Here is a 4,393-nt window from a genome sequence, read left to right as displayed (position 1 = left end):
ATTGTGAAGTAAGTAATCTTGAATACCTCAATCGTTGAAGGAGCCAGGGCAATGCGCGCCGGCAGTTGGAATTTGCAGGCTGGTTCGGTGGGGCAGCGACCGCATCTTTCGAGGCCCTCAACGGCCTCATTGAGTCAGCCAACTCCCCCGCCAGAGTTGGCTAAGCACCTGGATTCATGACGAAGCTTTGATGAAGCGTCGTACCGCCGATCGACACCTTCCGCTCGGGCACGAGAGCAAGGTCGACTTTGTCGCCTGAGGTGCGCCACCATTCCCAGGCGAGGCCTGTGCAACCCTCGGTCTTAATGTTGATTCCGCGAGCATTGCCGCGAAGGGGGATATTCGTCGCATACGAAGCTGTGCGATCCGCGCCGCTGCCATTCCAGTTCACGCGACGGGTAACCTTCACGCCCTTGTCGTCGTAGCCAATTTCATCCCATGAGACCCAGAACCGGCCGACATAGGCGCCTGTGTGTTCGAGCTTGATTTCTCCGCCTGTGAAGCTCTCCGTCTTTTCGGCGACGTACTCGGTCTTTCCATGCACTCCCGCCGTTACGCCGTCCTTGAGATAGACGGTGTAGTAGTTCAGAGGTGCTGCGGGATTCGAACGGGACAGCTTGGCGTTCTCGAAAATGATCTTGTTGATTTTCAGCGAGTCCTCTGCCCCACCGAGATTGAGGTCCTTGTAGACCTCCTCGGAACCGCCGAGCGCGACGAGACTGACGTTGATTTTGCTCAGTTTCGATTTGTATTCGGTCGAGCCATGGCTGTCCGTTTGAACGCCGTTGGCCGTAACATTGGCCTTGATGATCGACTCGAGTTCTGTGGACGTCAAAGTGGACTCGAACTTGAGAAAAATCTGGCGGCCATACTGGACATTTTTGACGAACAGCGGCGGATGCACATCGCTGATACCCGCATGCGATAGGTCTTCCCAGGTGGTCGACTCGCTGAAGATGTCAGCCGGCTTGCTCGGTCGCTCCGCCGACACAGTGTAAAAGATCTGCTTGAACTGGACGAGATAGACCGACTTCTTTTCCATGTTCTTGCGGGAGAAGTCGATGCCCAGCTTCTGCTTCAGATACGTGACGTCGCATCCGAACTTGAGTGCGAGTTCGTTCTCATCGTAGATCAGKCTGCTGCGATACTGGAAATTCGCTGGCAAGCTCCACTGGCCGCCGTGGCTGTCGAACCACTTCACCAAGGTTTCGTTGATGCCCGCCTGAACCTTGGAATAGGTGGGTTCGGTAGCAAACGATATGTCCTTCGTGCCTGGCAGATTGACGGTGATGTTGATAGGTGCCTTTCCGGTCGCCAGTTCTTGCGGCTTGCCGTCGAGCAATTCGTTGCTCGCGAGGAGCAGCGCTCCCGGATAGGTGACATCGTCAAAGGCGCTCGGCACAGCAATGTCGAAGTCGGCATCGTAACTGCACTTCTCCCGGGTGACGACGAGGTAGGTCGACCCGTCGAACCGACTTTCGGTCGGCAGATCGACATTTGCGATCTGGGTACCATTGAAAACCATGACGGTCCTCGGATCGTATTTGAGGGCGAAGATATGCTGGTTGACTGTCTCTCTGTTGGTCGTCATGTCGCACTTCCTCCTGTTGAATCGACTGAGAAGCTGTGCACTTTGCAAGCAGTGCATCTCGGTGGTGCGGCAACGTTGCAGATCTGAGCAACGTCAAACCTTCGCTGAACACGACCTGAGCTTTTAGCCCGAAGCCGCTTTTGCCGTTCATCAAGATGATTGCTTGTCAACGTTACAGTGAGACGAGTTCCTATCGTAGATTCAGAGATCATTCTACGACACGGAGTCTCACAAGAGACATGCCGTCTCATTCGTTTATCTTTTTGATTGTTTTCATGCGCCCGCAGTGAAGCCCCTGATTTCTGGGACAATGCTCAACGGACTCGCGGGCGAAGATTGCTTGGGTTCAATCCGTAAAACGCCCGGAATGCGCGCTGAAAACTGCGTGAATATGAAAACCCACAGGTTTCCGCGATCACGTCAATACTTGTCGACACGGGGCCTGCTCTAAGCATTTCCTCGGCATGCTCTAGGCGGATTTTCCGTATCGCGTCCGCTACCGTGCGACCGCGGTCGGCGTAGGCGCGATATAAGGTGGCACGCGAAGCTCCAATGCCCTTGGCAATGCGATTTGCATCAAGATTGAAGTTCGAAAAATGCCGCTGAATATAGTCCTGCGCGGCATCATAAAGTTCCGCTCGTACGGAATCTGTCGACAAAACTCCCTGCGGCGCCACCGACATCCCCTTAAGGGTGTATAGCGCCAAGCGCGCAGTTTGATTGAGCAGAAAGTTGTTGTCCTCTTTGGTGAGAGTGGTCATCACCTGGGCTAGAAGCAACATCTGTTCCCTCAGGAACATGGCGACGTGAGACTCGACCATCGCCTCCGTCATAGTGTTGGCCGAAGGCATCGGACACCCCAGCGCGCCTTCTACAATCTCGCGTCGGAGCAACAGATGAACACCTCCGCGTTCCTCAAGACCAATGCTTGAATGGCTTGCAGCATTGTAGAGGAACAAGCCGGCCGCTCGGATCATCTGCGCTGCTTCGCCTCGATCTTGGCCCTTACAGAGATCCACAAGGTCTAGGTCGATGCAGTCGAAACTGACATCACCAGACCGTCGCCCTCGCGACCCTGTCTTGCGCCTATCATTTGGAAGTGCGCTTGCTTCGAAGGCGAAGGTCCTATCACCTTCGCTGGCTTCCCCCGTCGAGATATCGAGAAAAACAGCTGTGGGCGGATCACGACCGTTTTGCGATCTCCTAATATTCGACGTCGACGACCAGATGTCGTCAGTCCAATCCCAAKCGATGACACCGCATTCATGATMCATCTTGCTCTGTTCGGAGCCCGGCACACTCGAACGACGTCAAATTGCCGAAGACAGACCATTACAACGGGCGTGTTAGTGTCGAAACACCAGCTTATCATTGGATCGTGGTTAAAGTTTTATAACTCAAGGTTTATCCCCGTCAGCTCTCGCACCCCAACTCTGTCAATTACGACTCGCCTCTTGCATGAGAAAGTATCGGGCGCGGCGGCAGGTTAGCGGCGCGCCAACCCAACAGGTTTCTGCCGAATGAAAACTGCGCGCATCGAGTTTTAGCGTCAGGTCGCGCAGGAATATTTGTCGGGCGAGACGCTGCATGGATTGGCAAAGCGCCACGATACGCGATGCCAGATCCGTATCTGGGTCCGCAAATCCGCAAATACGAGGAAGGCACGTTTGACGATGATGCACAGGCCGCCGACCTGATCCCGGCCTGCCGGTCTTCTCCACAAGCTTACCCTGATGCGGTCGCATCGGCCAAAGCGAATTGACCTATCGAAGCGACATCGTGGTTCGCCTGTCTGGCGGGGCGCTTTGCCAGCTTGGCCATAGCAACGCCCGGATTCTGGAAGGCGCGCTACGGTCGGCCGTCAAGGAAGGCGTTCGGGCGTGATGGCAGCGATCGCTGGTAATTTCAGGTATTGACCCGATCGTGAAGTCAGAACTGGCTCACCAAGAAGATATGTAATTTTTTACATTTCTGAATACATTGAATGTATAAACGCACAATGGACAGGAAATGACGAGAGTGACTACGCTGTTTGTTATCCAGCGAGGTGACGATCGTGCTTCAATCCCATCCAAAATCTGCCAGCCAAGACATTTCGCTTTCGACTATCCAGTCGGGCATCCTGTCGGATGACGATTGCATATCTCTCCTGCAGTGGATGTTGCGGTACGACACGACGGCATTGCAGGGCCGTGAACAAGGCTTTGTGGCCGAGCTAGTCAACTATCTGGCCGAGCGTGGCGTCGCATCGACAACGATCCAGGGGGATGACGGACGCGCCAATCTGATCGCGAGCCTCGACAACGGCCGTGCGGGCCCGCATCTGGTCTTTTGCGGGCATTGCGACACCGTACCCCTCGGCGACCGCGAATGGAAAAAATCGCCATTCGGAGGGACGGTCGAGGGTGGGCGCATCTATGGGCGTGGCAGTTCGGACATGAAAGGCGGCCTTGCCGCCCTCATCGCCAGCTTCCTCGACATGTACGCCCGTGAGGACTGGTCGGGCCGGCTTTCGCTGGCCGTGACCTATGGCGAGGAAACCGGCTCGGAGGGCGCGAGCCTGATGGCCGGCGACGGTAGCCTCGCCCCGTTCGACGCCATGATCATTGCCGAACCGACCTCCAACCGGCCGGTGCGCTGCCACAAGGGCGTGCTGTGGCTGGGCTTCACGGCAACCGGACGCACGAGCCACGGGTCAATGCCGCAGATGGGTCTCAATGCGTTGGAAATGCTGGTCCGGTTCCGGCAAAGGCTGCTCGATCTCGACGCCCTCGCCGCATCCGACCCGCTTCTGGGCCGGCC

At 56.0% G+C, this 4,393-nt stretch carries 4 protein-coding genes; 2 read left to right on the top strand and 2 right to left on the bottom strand.

Going from position 1 to position 4,393, the window contains the following annotated elements; translation table 11 throughout:
• Positions 1-160 precede the first annotated feature (160 nt).
• Together AC1DWF_RS30545 and AC1DWF_RS30540 are read right to left on the bottom strand one after the other, a co-directional pair.
• Positions 161-1,591 carry a thiol-activated cytolysin family protein gene (locus tag AC1DWF_RS30545; RefSeq protein WP_476842455.1) on the bottom strand — a complete coding sequence of 477 codons (1,431 nt, stop codon included), beginning with the start codon at positions 1,589-1,591 and terminating at the stop codon, positions 161-163.
• A 314-nt stretch (positions 1,592-1,905) separates the two neighbouring features.
• Positions 1,906-2,550, bottom strand: coding sequence for a helix-turn-helix domain-containing protein (locus tag AC1DWF_RS30540; protein WP_476842454.1), 645 nt, complete (start codon positions 2,548-2,550; stop codon positions 1,906-1,908).
• A 656-nt stretch (positions 2,551-3,206) separates the two neighbouring features.
• Between AC1DWF_RS30540 and AC1DWF_RS30535 the strand changes: the two genes are divergently transcribed.
• Both AC1DWF_RS30535 and AC1DWF_RS30530 read left to right on the top strand, forming a co-directional pair.
• Positions 3,207-3,353 (top strand): hypothetical protein, encoded by a 147-nt coding sequence (locus AC1DWF_RS30535; RefSeq protein ID WP_476787209.1) that lies wholly within the window; start codon positions 3,207-3,209, stop codon positions 3,351-3,353.
• A gap of 294 nt (positions 3,354-3,647) precedes the next feature.
• Positions 3,648-4,393, top strand: a 746-nt coding sequence (locus AC1DWF_RS30530) for a M20 family metallopeptidase (RefSeq protein WP_476842453.1), incomplete at its 3' end; no start/stop codon positions are given.

The organism is Aminobacter sp. P4_D5 (assembly GCF_056401815.1).
The sequence above is the reverse complement of the archived record's forward strand: the minus strand, read 5'-3'. Positions and strand labels throughout refer to the sequence as shown.

What these genes read in the sequence shown, in the direction of transcription:
- AC1DWF_RS30535 (WP_476787209.1), top strand. Translation starts at nt 3,207, where the DNA reads ATGCCAGATCCGTATCTGGGTCCGCAAATCCGCAAATACGAGGAAGGC.